The sequence below is a fragment of the Tumebacillus lipolyticus genome (genome assembly GCF_042682745.1).
Lineage (GTDB): Bacteria > Bacillota > Bacilli > Tumebacillales > Tumebacillaceae > Tumebacillus_A > Tumebacillus_A lipolyticus.
Genome location: NZ_JBHUIO010000009.1, coordinates 43,095 through 60,981 on the forward strand (window position 1 = coordinate 43,095; position 17,887 = coordinate 60,981).

At 55.6% G+C, this 17,887-nt stretch carries 10 protein-coding genes; 2 read left to right on the plus strand and 8 right to left on the minus strand.

Translation table 11 applies throughout. From position 1 onward, the window contains the following. Nucleotides 1-4 precede the first annotated feature (4 nt). The 5 genes from ACFSOY_RS14375 to ACFSOY_RS14395 all read right to left on the minus strand — a co-directional run bounded on the left by ACFSOY_RS14375 (nt 5) and on the right by ACFSOY_RS14395 (nt 4,962). Nucleotides 5-2,734: a lantibiotic dehydratase gene (locus ACFSOY_RS14375; RefSeq protein ID WP_386047731.1), complete on the minus strand. Its 2,730-nt coding sequence runs from the start codon at nt 2,732-2,734 to the stop codon at nt 5-7. Nucleotides 2,735-2,909: 175 nt separating this feature from the next. Further along, nucleotides 2,910-3,059 carry a thiazolylpeptide-type bacteriocin gene (locus ACFSOY_RS14380; protein WP_087458043.1) on the minus strand — a complete coding sequence of 50 codons (150 nt, stop codon included), beginning with the start codon at nt 3,057-3,059 and terminating at the stop codon, nt 2,910-2,912. 46 nt (nt 3,060-3,105) lie between these two features. Beyond that, the gene (locus ACFSOY_RS14385; protein ID WP_087458043.1) at nt 3,106-3,255 is read right to left on the minus strand and encodes a thiazolylpeptide-type bacteriocin; all 150 of its coding nucleotides are present in this window, start codon (nt 3,253-3,255) and stop codon (nt 3,106-3,108) included. A gap of 47 nt (nt 3,256-3,302) precedes the next feature. Next, nucleotides 3,303-3,452 (minus strand): thiazolylpeptide-type bacteriocin, encoded by a 150-nt coding sequence (locus ACFSOY_RS14390; RefSeq protein ID WP_087458043.1) that lies wholly within the window; start codon nt 3,450-3,452, stop codon nt 3,303-3,305. 406 nt (nt 3,453-3,858) lie between these two features. Then, entirely contained in the window at nt 3,859-4,962 is a 1,104-nt protein-coding gene (locus ACFSOY_RS14395) for an N-acetylmuramoyl-L-alanine amidase family protein (RefSeq protein WP_386047733.1), read from the minus strand. Nucleotides 4,963-5,263: 301 nt separating this feature from the next. On the opposite strand from ACFSOY_RS14395, the gene ACFSOY_RS14400 reads away from it, so the two are divergent. Next, nucleotides 5,264-6,547, plus strand: a complete 1,284-nt coding sequence (locus tag ACFSOY_RS14400) for a helix-turn-helix domain-containing protein (protein ID WP_386047735.1) — start codon at nt 5,264-5,266, stop codon at nt 6,545-6,547. Beyond that, a complete protein-coding gene (locus ACFSOY_RS14405) occupies nt 6,544-7,815 on the plus strand; it encodes a helix-turn-helix domain-containing protein (protein ID WP_386047736.1) in 1,272 nt (423 codons plus the stop codon). Before ACFSOY_RS14400 ends, ACFSOY_RS14405 begins: the two co-directional genes overlap by 4 nt. 85 nt (nt 7,816-7,900) lie before the next feature. On the opposite strand, the gene ACFSOY_RS14410 is transcribed toward ACFSOY_RS14405, so the two are convergent. The 3 genes from ACFSOY_RS14410 to ACFSOY_RS14420 all read right to left on the minus strand — a co-directional run bounded on the left by ACFSOY_RS14410 (nt 7,901) and on the right by ACFSOY_RS14420 (nt 17,665). Next, the gene (locus ACFSOY_RS14410; RefSeq protein ID WP_386047738.1) at nt 7,901-8,659 is read right to left on the minus strand and encodes a thioesterase II family protein; all 759 of its coding nucleotides are present in this window, start codon (nt 8,657-8,659) and stop codon (nt 7,901-7,903) included. A 16-nt stretch (nt 8,660-8,675) separates the two neighbouring features. Beyond that, the gene (locus ACFSOY_RS14415; RefSeq protein WP_386047739.1) at nt 8,676-9,389 is read right to left on the minus strand and encodes a 4'-phosphopantetheinyl transferase family protein; all 714 of its coding nucleotides are present in this window, start codon (nt 9,387-9,389) and stop codon (nt 8,676-8,678) included. Between the two features lie 107 nt (nt 9,390-9,496). After that, complete coding sequence (locus ACFSOY_RS14420) at nt 9,497-17,665, minus strand: amino acid adenylation domain-containing protein (protein ID WP_386047741.1); 8,169 nt, start codon at nt 17,663-17,665, stop codon at nt 9,497-9,499. Between the last annotated feature and the right edge of the window lie 222 nt (nt 17,666-17,887).

The following is a 17,887-nucleotide window of genomic DNA, read 5'->3' on the forward strand; positions in this document are numbered from 1 at the left end:
GCTCTCAACCCCTTCCGCCCAGCTTGGCGAGCTCGACTGTCAATTCTGATACATAAGTGCGTCCCCGCTCGCGGAAAAACATCCCATCCGCATCGGGCAGCATCTCTTCGATCTTCATACCCAGCGTGGTATCTGCGATGATCTTGCCGAACAGACGCACCAAGAGCGGGCTCTCAAAATCGATATATTGCGGTTTAAAATTGGTAAAATCGATGTTCGCCTGCTCCGAATCTCCCGACTCGAACATTTGGGCAAACGGATTTTCCGCATCTGTCATCGGCATGAAGCGAACGAAAACGCGGCTGGGCAAACCGAGCTCCATGCGCCACTTGTGCACACGGGTGAAAAATTCGCATTCGCTCTCCTTCTTCTCCCGCTCGATCAATTGGCTGCGCGGCACCATCCACTTCCGGCGGGAAACCACGACCTGTCCGTGCCGGATGCGCGGATAGACGCGAACTTCTCGCTGCCGCACTTCATCTGTCAGCGTGTGCTCATAGAAAGAGTGAAAGTTGAGCGGAAGCAGCGAGTTGGTGAACAGGTTGGTGACCATCCGCACCAGACCTGGCAGCATCAGCGGAATCAGCGTGCCGAGGAAGGCGGGCTGAACCGTTCCGACCTCCGGATGATGGAGCACCACGCGGTCGGTGTCCTTCTCATAGACCCAGGACAGATCCTGAAAGCGCACTTGCTGCGGCGCCTGTTCATCAGCCCAAGTCTTTGGCAGATCGGCAAACACCAGCTCATGCGTAGCGAGCGGTTCCCGCAGATTGGCATTAAACCCGTAGACGCCAGATATCTCGGCAAACGCGCCTGTGCCCGCAAACACCGAATTCAGGTACGCGCGCAGCTCCTGCACAAGATCCCCCTCCGCATATTCGAGGAAGCGGGTGAAAAAGGTGAGGAAGCCGTGATAAGCCTGGTTGAGCACCAACAGGTTGCGCCCGTCCGCTCGCTTCTCAAGCTGAACAAAAAAGTCATGGGACATCGGCCGGTTCATGATGCTGGTCGGAATGCGGGAAGTGAACGATTCGATATCCGCTTCGGTCAGCGCCACTTCCTCCTCCCCTGCCAACAGCCGCTCGGTGATCATGCGGCCAAACTCAACTTTTAACTCATTCAGAACGCGAACGCTTTCCACCTCGTTGGCAATCCCTAAGTCGGCATGCAGTTCCTCCGGCACCATCGCGCGGAAAAATTCCTGATTGACAGCCACGAGCGGCTGGATCAGTTCGGTCGCGCGCGCGCAGACCCCCTCTTCGCCGTACGTTTCGCGAAACACCTGCGCCAGTTTTGATTGCAAGCGATACTTCACATCGAACAGCGGCGAAAGCTGTTGCAAGCGGGCGAGATCCTGCGCCATCAGCTCCCACTCGTCAGCAGGCAGACGGGTCGGCTCGGGCAAGACAGCATCTTCATACAACAGCATCGCGAAACGCGTGCCATCCGGCTCCAGTCCGACCTCCGCATAGAGCTCCTCAAACAGCGAGGTCATGCGCGTCAGCAGATCCTTTCGCTCCTCCACACTCGCCGACTCAAACGCTGTGATCGCCGCTTGCACCTGATCGAGGCGCTTCGCGACGCTGGCTGCGATCGCGACAGGCCAGCTGGCAAGCCAGGCTTGCAGTGCGGCGAGCAGATCGGGAGTTTGGTCGGGAATCTCCGCCGTCGGTTCGAGAATCTGCAGATCGATCAGCTGGCCGAGAAACTTTTCGATCGCCTCGCGCTGGCCGAAGCCGCCCAACTCCTGCAACAGATCCTGATAGGAGAGCATCGCTCCCGGCGCCGACTGCACTTTTTCCAAGACCGTCCGAATCGAAGGATTATAATGAAGCGAGACGTGCGCCTCCGACGTGCGGAACACGCGCGGCCTGCGCTTCGGATTGTCAGTTCTGCGCATCATGCGAAACTGCCCGTTGCTCACCACCGAGGAACGATTGGCCCGGTAGGTGAGCAACGGACGAATCTCGGAGCGTTTCAGCAGTCCGTCGAAGAGGCGAAGCACAAACGTGTGGTTGATGCGCAATCTGCTTTGATAATGTTGCACAGACGCCAGTTGCAGATCGCCCGCTTGCCCCCACTCGCCCTGCCCGACCAGCGTAAACGAACTGAACGGCGAAGTTTTCGCTCCTGTGCGCGTCAACACAGTGCACAGCGCATACTCGACTTTGCGCAGGCGGGCGGTGTGCTCATCGACAGGCGTCTCGATATACTTTTTGATCTTCGTATACAGCTCTTGGCTGGTCTGCACCACACCGTTGAGAAAGTTTGTGTCTTGCGCCAACTCCTGCACCTGGATGCGGCTTTGACGCAACTCAGTCTCATAGCGTGCCTGCGCTTCCTGTTCCAATTCGCGAATCGACAGGTAGACAGACTCCCAAGCTAGCATCTCGACGATCAGATCGTTCGGGATATGTCGGTCAAACTCAGCTGGGCGTTTTTTCGGAAAACGCCCGTTGAACATGTCGCGTTTATATTTGATCAATTGGTTGCGCACCGCATCATCGACCAGATTGGGCACTTCCGCCTCGATGCGATTGACGAGCGGCTGCGTATGATCGCTCAACCAATTGGTTTGTTCCGTGATTTGATAGAGGCAATCCATAGTCTCTGGAGCTTGCCACTCAAGCAAACTTTGAAACGAGATGCCAGCGACACGCAGCATAAACCCTGGTGCGAGCTTCGTTTCGACTCCCGCACGGCTCGATACGGTGTCAGTTGTCATTTCATTCATCCGAGGTGCCTCCTTCGCTTGTAACTTTTGATCCAACCCTGATAAAGAGGGGAATGATTTCGAAAAATATGTATAATAATAAGAGTGTCATATGCAAAGTGCTCGGAGCTGATGGTATAAAGATTGGTTGACGCTGTGACAGCAACGCCAACCAATCGAATAAGGCATAAATGATTTAGCAGCTTCCGCAGCAGGAGCTGGAACCGCAAGTGGAGCAGCCAGAGCTGGAGGAAGAACCGGACGATGCAGCTGTCTCCGGCAGAGCCATCGCATCATTCAGATCCATAACTTCCAGACCCGTCACTTCGAGCGCTTTGATTTCCATCTGATTCACCTCCTTCCAATCCCCGTTCAGACAGACTGTCCGCTCATTAGCAGCTTCCGCAGCAGGAGCTGGAACCGCAAGTGGAGCAGCCGGAGCTGGAGGAAGAACCGGACGATGCAGCCGTTTCCGGCAGAGCCATCGCGTCGTTCAGATCCATCACTTCCAGACCTGTTACTTCGAGTGCTTTGATTTCCATTTGTTTCACCTCCTTTCAAATCCCCTTTCAGTCAGACTGTCCGCCCATTAGCAGCTTCCGCAGCAGGAGCTGGAGCCGCAAGTGGAGCAGCCGGAGCTGGAGGAAGAACCGGACGATGCAGCTGTCTCCGGCAGAGCCATCGCATCGTTCAGATCCATCACTTCCAGACCTGTTACTTCGAGTGCTTTGATTTCCATTTGTTTCACCTCCTTTCAAATCCCTTCTTCAGCGAACGATCCACTCATTCGCAACAAAAATAATCGGAATAGTCTGTTTATTATCGGCAGAATTTGTAAATGACTCACTCTGTCTGCTATGCAATCTGCTTCAATTCAAATTCATATCTGCATTATCGTAATGTAATTTACCTGACAATTGAATTCTATCACAATAAATATCTGTGTTCAAGGAAAATTATGATTATTTCCGCATATTTAAAACAGATTGGAATTATTATGATTACTGGCTTTTTATATCCCCCCCCCTCTGCTTGTGTACGCCCTTTCACCCATCGCATCCGGAAAGGAGCGAACCATCCCTTCCCATCTCGTCGAAATAAAAAAGAGACTCTCTAAACAGAGAGTCTCCCGTAAATCGTTCAGATTAGCGACCGACGATCGCAAAGTATTCATCGATGCCGCTGGCGAGTTCCTCCGCGAACTTCGACTGATAGGTCTCATCCTTCATCTTGGCCAGATCGGTCAGATTGGTCAGAAAACCGATCTCGATCAGCACGGCAGGAACTGTATTTTTCCGCAGCACATAGAAGTCGCTGTCCTTCACCCCGCGGTCGGCAGTGCTCATCGCTTGGAGCGTATGCTTGTGCAGCACGCTTGCCAACTGTTTGCTCTGCTCTGGAAACGGATTTACGCTGCCATCATACTTATTGGTCGAATTGTAGTACGATTCTGTTCCGTTCGTGTTGGCGTTCGAAAAGGAGTTGGCGTGTAACGACACATACAGATGCGCTTGGCTTTTCTTTGAAAAATCTACCCTTGCCTGCAGCTCTTTGACCGTGTCTGTCGCATACGGATCGACCGCCACATCGGTCTCGCGCACCATCACCACGTTGTAGCCATGCTTGAGCAGTTCATCTCTCGTCTTCAATCCGTACGCGAGCGTCAGCACCTTCTCTTGCGTGCCATCTGCCGCGATCGCTCCAGGGTCTGACCCACCATGCCCTGGGTCGAGCACGAGCGTCTTCACCCGATAGTTGTCCCAGACCCACTGGTTGTCAGCGATTTGGCGCACCGAAGAATGATCCCACAGCTTCGCATAGACCAAAGCATCTTGGAAGGTGCGGAACTCGCGCAAGAGTTTATCATACTGGTAGACGCGATACTTCGGATAATTGTCCCAAACCCACGAATTGTTCGCGACGGAGCGAACGGACGAGTGGTCCCACAGCTTCGCATATTCTACAGCGCTCTGTTGTGTCTCATATTCGCGCAACATGCGGTCATATTGATACACTCTATATTTCGGATAGTTGTCCCAGACCCAAACATTTCCTGCGATGCGGACGATCGATGCGTGATCCCACAGCTTTGCATATGCGTACGCCTGCTCATAGCCGGTGATCGTCTTCAGATAGCGACCTGACTGAAAAACATTGTATTGATTGGCAGTGTTCGTCTCAGCCGCTGCGACCGATACTGTCCCCCAGACGAGAAGTCCCGCCAAAAGAAGGCTCATGCTGTTTTTCATGGTAGTTCTTCCTCCAGATAACATTTTTCGCATAAACCTTTTTCGACACCGACCGACATCTCCCTGTTTGTCGAGGCGAAAAAGATGCATACTCATGCAAAATAGTTCGAATTGCTTAGCTGCATGTCTGCACTGGCTAGAAAGGTATCTCTGTGCGAGAGACTGTCCTATGCAAGTGATGATGGATCAGGATCTGCTTAACTCGTTGCGACTACCGCCTCGCAGAATGCAAGATTCCGAAATTTAACTATTATCTGTATACTAATACTGTACAGAACTGCACCGACGAGGAGCGATACAAGTGATTGACCCACAAGAAACGCTTGGCCAACGAATCCGCCGCCTGCGCCGTGCAAAAGGAATGACTCAGAACGAGCTGGCTGACGGCTTTGTGACCATCTCGATGATCAGTCAGGTCGAGTCGGGAAAAAACACTCCTTCGGTCGAATTGGTACAGCACATCGCGAAGAAATTGCAAGTTCCCTTGCATGCTCTGATGCGAAATGAAATCGAACAGATGGAGACCGCATGGAAGCACCAGTTGGCCAAAGTGTATCTGCTGACCAAAGAGGCGGCCGAAGCGGAGCCTCTGCTGCTCGACCTGCTCGAATTAGCAGACCTATCCCACGCTCAACAGGTTGAGCTCAACATCGATCTTGCGGAGAGCTACTACCTGCAGCAGAAGTATGATGAAGTTCTGCGCTTGCTGATGCCCATCGTGCAAGAGTTAGAAGCGCTCATCTATGAGGATGCCCGCCTGCTCGCATTGTCTCACTTGACCATCGGCAATGCGTATTACCAAAAGCAAAGCTATTCGAACGCAGGGTATCACTACCGGAGGGCATATGACCTCACGTTGAGATTTCCGGTGTTTGATCAACTCGCGGCAAGAATCGCCTATCACACGGGCATCACCTTGCAGCTTCAAGGAAATCATCAAGAAGCAGAATTCTATCTGCTAAAAGCGAATGACTTTTTTTCGCGAACCGATCATCTATATGGAGTCGCCGCTACGATGATGGCGCAAGCGATCACCTATAAAAACATACAGAAGTATCATCTCGCCTCCGAATCGCTCTCGACCGCCTACCGTATTTTTCAGGCGCTGAACCTTCAACTCGAATCGGCTAACGTCTTGCTGACAAAAGCTGCAAATATCACGGTGAACGAAGATCCGCAACTTGCGATCAACGAGCTTCAGGATTGTATCACCGCTTTTCAGGAAAACGGTCAAAAGAAAGATCTTGTAATCGCCTACTCCAAGTTGGCAGATGCACAACTTCGACTGCAACACTATCAGGATGCTCGCACGTCGCTCGATCGAGCTTCGTCACTGATCGCGGAGGACAGTTTGACCAATTCGTTAGAGTCTGCAGAATGCTACCACGTATTTGCCCGTTACTACTTTGCGAACCGAGAGTATCAGCTGGCGATCAACTATGCGCTGAAATCCTCCGAGTTCTTCGGTTCAGTCGGAATGACTTCAGACCAAGTGCTCTCGATTCAAATCGCCTATGATTCCTACCATCAGCTCGAAATGCTCGAACAAGACCAAGAAGAAACACACGAGGAGCGTTTGAAGTGAAAGATTGCTCGCAAGAAACCCTCGGTCTGCGAATCCGCCGCCTTCGCCTCGAAAAAGGGATGACGCAAGGCGAATTGGCAGACAGGTTTGTCACCATCTCGATGATCAGCCAAGTCGAATCGGGAAAGAGCATCCCCTCTGTCGAGCTCATCCAGCATCTTGCGCAGCGGTTGCAGATTTCAATGCATGAATTGATGAGCGACAAAGTCGATCAGATGGAGAGCTCGTGGCAGCATCAGTTGGCAAAAGCGTATCTGCTTGCACAGCTCGCAGCAGAAGCTGAAACAATCTTCAATCGCCTGCTGGCGAGCGAAGATCGATCACAAGCGCAACAGATCGAACTGATGATCGATCTGGCAGAGAGCCTCTACCTACAGAAGAAGAACGATCAGGCGTTACAACTGCTCCGACCTTTGCTCGCAAAGTTGGAGCAGGTCAGATATGAGGTGCAGATGTTACGGCGCATCCACTATGTGATGGGGAACGTTTTTTATCAAATTCAAAAGCTGCAGCACGCCTACTATCATTATCGAAGAGCGTACGATCTGTCTTTGAGCTACCCAAACTTTGACGAACTCGCTGCGAGAATTTCCTATCAGATCGGGATCACGTTACAGCTGCAGGATGATCACCCGGAAGCTGCCCGTTATCTGGAACGAGCCTATCAGTTCTACAGCTGCACCGATAATTGGTTTCTGCTCGCCTCTGTCCTGTTTGCGCAAGGTGTGGCTCACAAAGGATTGCAGGAGCATCAGCAGGCGAGAGATCTGATGATCCAGGCGTTAAACTTGTTTCAGGCGGCCGATCAGGTTGAGCAGGCGTATCTTGTGCGACGTACGATCGCGTTCGCCATCACCACGCAGGAGAGTCCGCATTCGGCCATTCAAGAGTTGCTGGCGTGCCTCCGCTTTGCTCAGCAGAACGACTTGCATTCGTTTTCAGCGGGCGTTTTTGCGGAAATCGCGGAAATACAGATACAGGAAGGCAACCTTGCAGACGCTCGATCCTCACTCGCTTCTGCGCAGCAGATCATCTGGGAAAACGACTTGCTCAGCACTCAGGAAGCTGCCAAATGCTACAAGATCGATGCACAGCTCCAACTGCTGGTGCAAAACTACTCGGCTGCGCTTGAAAACGCTTCAAAATCTTTAAACATCTTCACGACAAACGGTTCCCAAGCTGAACGAGTCGAATCCTTGCAGATCGCTCACAAAGCGTTTCAAGAACAATTTGATCGCCCAGAAGCGGACGCAGGAGCAATTGAATAACGGCAGTCTGTTCGCTCAAACAGAACAAAAAATCCCCAGGCGCCAAAACGTCCGGGGATTTCTCTTGCCTATCTAGCGATTGCCGTTACGCAGAGCAGGCGACGATCTTTTTCATGATCGTCTGATGCGCCGCTTCGTCGAACAGAAAGAAGTGCCCACCTTCAAACATCAGCACTTCACACGCGCCATCGGTCAGCTCTTGCCACGCGTTCATTCCCTGCTCGCTCAACATCTCATCCTGCCAACCGCCAAAGGCGGTGATCGGGCAGTCCAACTTTACTCCCTCCGCATACTGATAGGTTTCACACACTTCAAAATCTGCGCGAATCGTCGGGAGCACCAGGCGCATCAGCTCTTCGTTCTCCAAGATCTCATTTGACGTTCCGCCCATCTCTTTCAAGCTGTTGAGCAGGTCAGGATCTGACTGCTGGTGATAGGGGTTGTCAACCGTATAGGTGTGCGCGCCTGGAAATCCGGACACGAAGAGGTGTTTCGGCTCAAGGTTGTGCTTGCTTTTCAGATGGCGCGAGAGTTCGAAGCTCACGATCGCGCCCATGCTATGTCCGAAAAAGAGAAACGGCTTGTCGGTGAGATGTGGAAGCATCTCTGCGGTCACCGCCTCCAACAGCGGTGTGAGCGAGCGAAATGGCGGCTCGAACAGCCGCCCTTCCCGCCCGGGCAATTGAATCGCCACAACTTCGATCGAATCGGGCAGGTCTTTGCCAAAGCGATTGAACGCCGATCCGCCACCGCCAGAATAGTGAAAGCAGAACAGGCGCTGCTTCGCCTGCGGTTTGGAGACCGGACAGTGCAGCCATTTTGAAGATTGTAAGGTCGAAGTCATGATCGGTTGCTCTCCTTTAGCACGAGATAAGAACTTCATCGCGAGTCAACAGCGTGACTGTGCTCGGCAGTTCAGATTGGTCAGTACAGATCGCAAAGCGGTACGCTTCATCCACCTCATAGCGGCGAAAGTTCCACTGTGGTTGCGCAACGCCATGTTCGTCTTTGAGCAGGATGCGCCCAGCTTTCAAACTTTCGATATCAAAGCCAAACGAGGTCAGCGGTGTGGACAACCCGGTGCCGATCGCTTTGATGTACGCTTCTTTCAGCGTCCACAGCACATAGAAAAAGGCGTTTTGCTCTTTCCCTTCCAGACTGTACAGCTCATCGCGCTCCTCTGGACAGTAGCAATGTTTTGACACTTCCATGTCGATCTCTCGCAAGCCCTCGACATCGACGCCGAGCAGCCCCTGCTCCGCAATGCCGCCAAACACCCAGTCTCCTGAGTGCGACACATTATAATCGCCCTGCCACTGTGTAAATCCGTGCAGATAGGGCCGACCGAAGCTGGTGCGCTCGATCTGCAGATCGTGTGCACTCACCTGCAGATGTTCGGACAGCATCTTGCGAGCGAGCTTGGCTGCGAGCAGGCCGCTTTGACGATCTTCCCAGCGACGATAGCGCAGGATCCGATCTTGGTCGAACGAAGGCAATGATTGAAGGGACCGTTTCAGTTGGTCGTCGCTCAACTGGGGGCCGCGGTGCACAGCAAAAAGTTGGATCTTCGTCATATGTTGAACTCCCCATTTTCTTAATCTATATTTATTTTCATTTTAGCACAATTTTCTGTAGATGTGGAAAAAAGAGCCTGGCTGAGTTTCAACCAGACTCCTCTCCTTTAACCCCGCTTGCGAGATCCGACTCGTTCCAACCGTTTGACTTCTGGGACCGCTTCTCTTGCGGACGCTTCGATCAGCTCGGCCAGCTCCGCGACGGTCGCTTTTTCAAACAGCGCTCGCAGCGAGAGCGTCACTTCGAACTCCGCTTGAACCTGCGTGACCAGCTGAGTGGCCAGCAACGAGTGTCCGCCGATCTCGAAGAAGTTGTCATGTACGGAGACTTCCTTTGTCCGCAACAGCTTCGCCCAGAGTGCCGCCACCCGTTTTTCGGTCGGCGTGCGCGGCTCCACATGCTCGATCGACCTCGCGTCCACCTCCGGTGCTGGTAGTGCGCGGCGATCAATTTTTCCGTTGGGCGAAAGCGGAAACTGATCGAGCTGCAGATAGTGGGTCGGCACCATGTGAGCAGGAAGTCTCGCTTTGAGATAGTGGCGAAGCTCTGCTGCCGCAACTTCCTCCCCGATGTAGTAAGCGACCAGCTCTTCCCGCCAGACGGTCAGCACCGACTGGAACAGGAGCGGATGCTCGTTCAAGACAGCCTCGATCTCCCCGAGCTCGATCCGATAGCCGCGCAGTTTGATCTGATGATCGATCCGGCCGATGTACTGCACGTTACCATCTGGCAGCCAGCGCGCCAGATCTCCCGTCTTGTACAGGCGCTCGCCCGCCACAAACGGGTTGGGCATGAAGCGCTCTTCCGTCAAATCTGGCCGGTTGTAATAGCCCCGGCCGATCCCCGTTCCACCGATATACAGCTCGCCTGCGAGTCCGACCGGCTGCAGATTCATCTTGGCGTCGAGGATGTACATCCGCGTGTTCGCAATCGGACGGCCGATCGGCACGGTGCTGTACAGGCGCGGGTCATACTCCCCAGCTCGGGCTTCAAACGAGGAGGAGTCGATCGTCGTCTCCGTGATCCCATAGCAGTTGGCAATGCGAACGCGATCGCCAAAGCGGTCGAGCAAGGTCACATAGTCGTTGCTGGCAAACGCATCCGCGCCGACCAGCAGGAGTTTCAGATGGTCGAGCGGCCAGCGATTTTGCCAGATCAGCTCCATCAGGGGGACGATCAGGCCCGGTGTCGCGTCGAGCACGGTGATCTGTTCATCCTGCATCAGGCGGTACAGCGCCTGCAGGTCCAAGCGGATGTCTGACGGAACGATCACCAGCGCCCCGCCTGTCAACAGGGAGCGCATCAGATCGCCGACGAACACATCGAAGGAGAGCGACACGTACTGCAAGCTGCGCACGACATGCTGATCCAGATCGAATTCGGACCGCCAGATCTCGCTTACTTGATGCAGCGTATCGTGCTGGATCATCACGCCTTTGGGAACGCCGGTAGTGCCCGACGTGAAGATGATGTACGCCAAGTTGTGCGGCTGCACCGAACTGGACAGATTCGCAGTCGGTTCCAACTCGATTTGGCGCTTGGTCGCTTCCTCAAGCCGAATCACTCTCGTTTCGGTCGCCAGCTCAAGCTCCTGATCGGTCAGCAGCAAGGGCGGATTGCAGACGCTGAGCATCGTCGCGATCCGATCGGGTGGATAGGTCGGATCGATCGGCACATAGGCGCCACCCGCCTTCAACACGCCAAGCACCGCGACGACCATCTCGGGCGAGCGTTCGAGGCAGAGGGCGACCAGCGTCTCCGGCACGACGCCCTGTCTTTGCAGGTAATGAGCCAATCGATTCGCTCGCTCGTTCAGCTCGCGGTAGGTCAATCGCTGCTCGCCGCAGACGATCGCCTCCGCCTCTGGCGTAGCGGCAACCTGCTCTTCGAAGCGATGATGCAAGCAGATGATCGGTTCGCTCGCCCGCTCGATCTGCGTCCATTCGCCGAGCAGTTGCTGCTCCTCCCTGTCTGTCAGCATGCGGAGCGCATGAAGATCAGCATCAGGCTGTTGCACGATGCTGTCCAACAGGGTGCGGAAATGGTCGGCCAAGCGCGCGATCGTAGCCGGTGCAAACAGGTCGGTGCTGTACTCGATCGTTCCGGTCAAGCTGTCTCCCGCTTCGACCAGGGCGAGCGTCAGGTCAAATTTGGCCGTTCCGCTGTCGAGCACCTCTGGGGTCAGCGTCAGGCCTTCTACAGCAAGCGATCCGCTCGGCGCGTTTTGCAAGGTGAAGAGCACCTGAAAGAGCGGTGAAAAGCTCATCTGCCGCTTCGGCTGTAACTCTTCGACCAGCTTTTCAAACGGTACATCCTGATGCGCGTACGCATCTAGCGCCGTCTGCCGGACGCGGGCGAGCAGTTCGCGGAAGGTTGGTTCTCCCGACAGATCGGTGCGCAGGACGAGCGTGTTGACAAAGAAGCCAATCAATCGCTCGATCTCCTCTCTGCCCCGCCCTGCGATCGGCGAGCCGACGAGGAGGTCCGCTTGACCTGTGTAGCGGAAGAGCAACGTTTTGAAAGCGGCGAGCATGGTCATAAACAGAGTGGCGCCTTCCTGTTGACTCAGCAGATTGAGCTTTTCGGTCAGCCCTTTGTCGAGGGCAAACGTCAGGCTGTTTCCGCGATCTGACTGCACCGCTGGGCGCGGATAGTCGGTCGGCAATTCCAGAACGGGCAGTTCACCGCCGAGCTGTTGCTTCCAATAGTCAAGTTGGTGTTGCAAGACATCCCCTTGCAACCAGTTGCGCTGCCAAACCGAATAGTCAGCATACTGAATGGGCAACTCCTGCAAAAACGGCGCTTTCCCCGCCGCATACTCTCCGTAGAGGGTGACCATCTCCTCCACGAAGATCCCCATCGACCACTCGTCGGTGACGATATGGTGCATCGTCAGCAAGAGCAGATGATCTTCCGCAGCTGCTCGAAGCAGTTTGGCTCGAACGAGCGGGCCTGACGAAAGGTCGAACGGCGCTTGCGCCTCTTCTTCAGCGATTCTGCGCGCCTCCGCATCTGATGTCACCGCTACCACCGGCAGGTCGAGCTCCACAGCGGGTGCGATGATCTGCATCGGCTGTCCTCCCCTGTTCGCAAAGCTGGTGCGCAGCGACTCGTGGCGCGAGATCACCTCTTGGAAGCTCCGCAGCAACGCCGATTCGTTCAGCTTACCTCGCAAGCGGAGCGCCGAAGCGAGATGGTAGGTCGCAGCTCCCGGCTGAAGCTGGTCGAGAAACCACATCCGCTCTTGCGCAAAAGAGAGTGGCAGGTGTTCCTCTCTCGGCGCAGGCAGAATGGGCGTCGGCAAGTGGGAAGGCGTCTCCCCGCCTTCGATCAACCGGGCCAGCTCGGCGACGCTGGGGGCTTCGAACAGGCTTCTCAGCGGCAAATCCACAGCGAATCGGCTGTTGACGCGGGACATCACTCTCGTCGCCAAGAGCGAGTGTCCCCCTAGGTCGAAGAAGCTGTCGTGAACCCCTACCTGATCCAAGTGGAAGACCTCCCGGAAAACATCGGCCAACTCCGCCTCTACCGCTGTGCGCGGTGCTACTTTCGCTCGTTTCACCTTTGGCAGCGCCGCAACAGGTGGGAGGTGCAACGAGCGCTTTGCCGAAAACTCCGCCACCTCCGCATCGTCAAACGGATGTACGTGCTCGATCTTTTCGTCGGGCGATTCGACAACATGCGCAAGCAGGGTCTGGAAATGCTCCGCCATGCGGACGATCGTCCGCTCATCAAACAGGTCGGTGTTGTATTCGATCTGTCCCATCAGACCATCTGGACTGTCCGCCATGATCAGCTGCAGATCGAACTGTGCGGATCGTTTCTCCACGCCGACGCGGGTGATGGTGACGCCTGCCGCCTCGATCGACATTCCAGGCAGCTGCAGACCGGTCATCGGCGTGTTTTGGAGCACGAACATCGTTTGAAAGAGCGGCGTATAGCTTAGGTCTCGCTTCGGTGCCAGCTTCTCGACCAGCTTTTCGAACGGCACGTCCTGATGGGCATACGCGTCGAGGGCGGTCTGGCGAACTTGCTGCAAGAGCTCGCGATATGTCATCTCCGGCGTGACCGATGTGCGCAAGACGAGCGTGTTGACAAAAAATCCGATCAACGCTTCCAGCTCTTTCTTCTGGCGGTTGGCGATCGGGGAGCCGACGATGATGTCAGACTGTCCCGAGTACAGGTGCAGCAACGACTTGTATCCGGCGAGCAGCGTCATGTACAGCGTGGTGCCTTCCTGTTGCGCGAGCCGATGCACCTGCTCCGAAAGCGCTTTGGGCAAATGCAACGTATGGCGACTTCCCCTGTGCGTTTGGATGGCTGGCCGCGGACGATCGGTCGGCAGTTGGAGGACGGGCAGATCGCCTCGCAGCTTGTCCTGCCAATAGGAGAGCTGTGCTTGGATGCTCTCTCCGGCCAGCCAGTCGCGCTGCCAGAGCGCATAGTCGGAAAACTGGATCGACATCTCCGCGAGCGGCGAAGCTTCGTCGTGCGAATAAGCTTCGTACAGCGCTTGCAGTTCGAGGAAGAACACCCCCATCGACCAAGCGTCGGTGATGATATGGTGAAAAGCTGGCGCGACGAGATGATCTTGCTCCCCCATCTTGACCACCTTAAAGCGCATCAGCGGCGCATGTGTCAGATCGAACGGCGTGTTGGTGACCGCTTCGGCGATCCGCTCTGCCTGCGCTTCCCGCTCAGCTTGCGGCAGATCGGAAAGATCGATCACCTCCATGTTGAACGAGAAAGTCTCTGTCGGCTGTACCACCTGAATCGCTTGACCGTCCCGATCGGCAAAGGCGGTGCGCAAAATGTCGTGGCGGCAGCAGATCTCACGGAGCGCCGAAGAGAGCGCTTCGAGATCGATCGCACCTGTGACGCGCACGATCTCCGGCACATTGTGTGCCGCGTTGCCCGGCTCCAACAGTTCGAGGAACCAGAGGCGTTCCTGCGAGTAGGAGGCGATCCGCTCGCGCTCGCGAGAGCTTTGCCGGATCGGCGCAACCTGTTCGATCGAAGCGCTGTCCGTTCGACTTGCTAACAACTGCGCCATCTCGCGCACCGTCGGACCGTTGAACACATCTCGCAACGAAAGGGTCAGCTGCAGATCGGAAATGACGCGAGAAACGAGCTGGGTCGCCAGCAGCGAATGACCGCCCCGTGCAAAAAAGTGATCGTGGACGCCCACTTTTTCCACGCCCAGAACATCGCTCCAGATCGCCGTCAGCGCCCATTCGAGCGGAGTGGACGGCGGTACGTAAGACTGCGCAGCGGCGCGCGGTGCGCCCTCCGGTTCGGGCAGCGCTTTTCGATCCACTTTTCCATTTGGAGTGAGCGGCATGCTCTCCAGCAAGACATAGCTTGTCGGCACCATATAGTCGGGCAGACTGCCGCGCAGTTCGCTGCGCAGAGCGGCTGCGTCTGGCAACTCTCCACTTTCTGTCACCAGATAGGCGACCAGCGCGTTGTCGCGCACGACGACGACCGCCTCCCTGATCTCCGGTCGTTCCGCGAGATGCGTTTCGATCTCCCCGAGCTCGATGCGATGACCCCGCACCTTCACCTGGTGGTCGAGCCGGCCGAGGAATTTGACCGCTCCATCCGGCAGGTAGCAGGCCAAATCGCCCGTCTTGTAGAGGCGACCGGCACCGAACGGGTTAGCGATAAATCGCTCGGCGGTCAGCTCCGGTCTGTTCAGATAGCCGCGGGTGACCCCAAGACCTCCGATGTGCAGCTCTCCTGCCACCCCGACGGGCACCGGCTGCAGATTGTCATCCAAGATGAAGAGCTGATAGTTGGCGATCGGGCGGCCGAGCGGAATCGCGTTCAATCGATCGACATCGACCACCTCATAGCTGGTCGCCCAGACGGTCGCCTCGGTCGGACCGTACATGTTGAACAGGCGGGCTGACGTCCGCTCTTTCAATTGGCGGGCCAGCGCGAGGGGCAACGCTTCGCCGCCGAGGAGAATTTTTTGCAACCCTTCCAGCGCGGATGTGCCTGTCGGATGTAGCGTCAGCATGCTCATCAGCGACGGGGTGCATTGAAGCATCGTCGCGCCGTGTCTGACCAGCTGATTGCGGAGGGAGTGCTCGCTTTGCGAGATGCCCGCTTCGCTCACCTCTCGATCGGAGAGCAAGACCACCTTCGCCCCTCGCGTCAACGTCCAGAACAGCTCCAAGACAGAGATGTCAAAACCGATCGAGGTCACTGCCAGCATCGCATCTGCCGCCTTGCATCCGATCGCTTCATCCATTCCGGTGAAAAAGCGGACCGCGTTTCGGTGCTCGACCATCACACCTTTCGGCTTCCCCGTCGAGCCGGACGTGTAGATGATGTAGGCGAGATGCTCAGGCCGCGCTTGGCTGACCGGATTGGGCACCTGACCGCTCGACTCCTCTTGGCGCAGGATGAGGATGTCTGCGCGATGTGGAGGCAGCTGTTGATGCAGGTGCGCATTGGTTAAAATCGCTTTCGGCTGCGCGTCTTCGATCATATAGGCGATCCGCTCGTGCGGATAACTGGGGTCGAGCGGCAGATAGCCACCACCCGCTTTCAGTGTAGCGAGCAGCGCGACGATCATCTCCACCGATCGATCCATGTAGATCCCGACAAGATCGTCCGGCTCCACACCGCGTGCTTGCAGTTGAGCGGCAAGCCGATTGGCGAGATTGTTCAGCTCGCGGAACGTGCAGATCCGATCTTCAAAGACGACCGCGACCTCGTCCGGCGTGCGCTCGACCTGCTGTTCAAAAGCTTGATGGATGCAGATGTCCGCTCGATCGGGCACCTGCGTATCGTTCCAGTCGTGCAACAGCGTCTGTCGCTCAGCGGTCGAGAGCAGCGGCAGAGCTGACAACAACAGGTCTGGGTCGGCGGCGATCCCTGCGAGCAGGGTGAGAAAATGGGTGATCATCCGCGCGGCGGTGCTCCGGTCGAACAGATCGAGGTTGTACTCCCACTCCCCGATCAATCCTGCTTCCGTCTCGCGCATCGACAGGGTGATCTCATATTTTGCAGTTCCAGCATCCAACACGTGCGAGGTGAGGGTAAGCCCCTGCATCGTCAATGCCAACGGGGCATTTTGCATGATGAACATCGCTTGGAAAAAAGGAGAGTGCGCCATGTTGCGATCAGGTTGCAACTCATCGACCAACTTTTCAAACGGCATGTCTTGGTGAGCAAACGCGTCAAGCGTCGTCTGACGCACTTGCTGCAACAGCTGACGGAACGTCAGCTTGCTCTCCACGCGGCTGCGCAGCACCAGCGTGTTGATAAAAACGCCGATCAACCCTTCTACTTCGCGACGGTTGCGGTTGGCGATCGGTGAGCCGACCAGCAGATCGCTCTGTCCAGAATAGCGGGCGAGCAACGTCTTGAAAGCGGCGAGCAGTGTCATGAACAGCGTGGTTCCCGCCTCTTCGCCCAACCGTTTGATCGACTCGGTCAAGCTTTTCGGTACGAGAAAGCGTTCTGTCGCGCCGCGAAACGTCTGCTCGCTCGGTCGCGGTCGATCGGTGGGCAGCGCCAGCGGTTCGATCGAACCGCCGAGCTGCTCTTTCCAGTAGCGCAGATGCTGATCGAGCTGCGCTTGTTGCGCAGGCTCCTTTTGCCAGTGCGCAAAGTCTGCATACTGGATAGGCAGCGGGGAAAGCTCCGATCGCCCACCTGTGGAAAAAGCGGCGTAGAGCGTTGCGATCTCGCGGATCAGCACGCCGAGCGACCAACCGTCCGCGATGATGTGGTGCATGATCAACACCAGTTCGTGCTGGTCGTCCGCTTTGCGAATGGCGGTGGCTCGCAGCAGCGGGCCTGCGCTCAGATCGAACGGAAGCTGAGCAAAGGCGACGGCGATGCGCGTCGCTTCGGTCTGCCGCTCGGCCGGTGCGAGGTGACAAATGTCTTCCAGCTGAATCTCGATGGCAAGTTCGGGGGCGATTTCGACATGCGGTCGCCCACCGATCGTGTGAAACGTGGTGCGCAATGTTTCATGACGGGCGATCACTTCGTTGATGCTCCTGGTCAGAACATCCAGATCGAGCCTCCCGTTCATCTCCACTGCGACAGGAATGTTGTAGGTGGCGCCGCCTGGCGTGAGCTGTTCCATGACCCAGATGCGCTCTTGAGCAAATGATAGCAACTGTTGATCGTCCGGACGGAGTGGAATCACACTGTCTTTCTGAACGGCCTGCGCAGTCGTCAAACCACCTTTACCTTTTAAGCGTTTTTCCAGCAGCGCCAACTGCGCTGGGGTTAGATGAGCTCTTTTGTCCATCAGGCACCTCCATGAATGTAACGAGTTCTGTATGCGATCTCGCTTTCGCAGAACGAAAGCGAGTTGAACGATTTCTGAAAAATTTAATAATTAATTGTCATTGTACTACCTTCTATCTTCTCTTCTTGCTCAAATTGTCCTTCACTTGATTTGATCAATTCTCGCTTCGCAAAAAAGCCTGTTCGAGCAGAGATTCCACTCGAACAGGCTTTTTAATTTTTG

Bases quoted from the DNA above. Each gene is read 5' to 3' on its own strand.
- ACFSOY_RS14410 (WP_386047738.1), bottom strand. From the start codon at position 8,659: ATGACTTCGACCTTACAATCTTCAAAATGGCTGCACTGTCCGGTCTCC.
- ACFSOY_RS14395 (WP_386047733.1), bottom strand. From the start codon at position 4,962: ATGAAAAACAGCATGAGCCTTCTTTTGGCGGGACTTCTCGTCTGGGGG.
- ACFSOY_RS14415 (WP_386047739.1), bottom strand. From the start codon at position 9,389: ATGACGAAGATCCAACTTTTTGCTGTGCACCGCGGCCCCCAGTTGAGC.
- ACFSOY_RS14375 (WP_386047731.1), bottom strand. From the start codon at position 2,734: ATGAATGAAATGACAACTGACACCGTATCGAGCCGTGCGGGAGTCGAA.
- ACFSOY_RS14385 (WP_087458043.1), bottom strand. From the start codon at position 3,255: ATGGAAATCAAAGCACTCGAAGTAACAGGTCTGGAAGTGATGGATCTG.
- ACFSOY_RS14420 (WP_386047741.1), bottom strand. From the start codon at position 17,665: ATGGACAAAAGAGCTCATCTAACCCCAGCGCAGTTGGCGCTGCTGGAA.
- ACFSOY_RS14380 (WP_087458043.1), bottom strand. From the start codon at position 3,059: ATGGAAATCAAAGCGCTCGAAGTGACGGGTCTGGAAGTTATGGATCTG.
- ACFSOY_RS14390 (WP_087458043.1), bottom strand. From the start codon at position 3,452: ATGGAAATCAAAGCACTCGAAGTAACAGGTCTGGAAGTGATGGATCTG.